We start from the raw sequence: 324 nt of genomic DNA on the forward strand, positions 1-324 counted from the left end.
CCCCACTGCCCGCCGACCCGGCCGTCCTGGTGCCGCGCCCCACCGGCTGGATCCGCCCGCTCTGGGCCGCCCGGCCGCCCGCCACCGAACGGCCCAGCGAGCAGCACAGCCGGGAGAACATCCGGCGGCACTACGACCTCTCCAACGAGCTGTTCGCGCTCTTCCTCGACCCCACCATGAGCTACTCCTCCGCGCTCTTCCCCACCACCGCCGACGGCGGCCCGGACGCATCCTGGCCCGGCCTCGCCGCAGCCCAGCACCGGAAGATCGACCGCCTGCTGGACCTGGCCCAGGTCGGCCCAGGCAGCTCCGTGCTCGAAATCG

The 324-nt window shown here is 74.1% G+C and carries 1 protein-coding gene; it reads left to right on the forward strand.

The annotated features are described in order from the left end of the window. The coding region (locus tag ACLWS4_RS38250) for a class I SAM-dependent methyltransferase (protein WP_416876603.1) at positions 1–324 on the forward strand (324 nt) is incomplete at both ends.

Source organism: Kitasatospora sp. SC0581, assembly GCF_048159585.1.
GTDB lineage: Bacteria > Actinomycetota > Actinomycetes > Streptomycetales > Streptomycetaceae > Kitasatospora.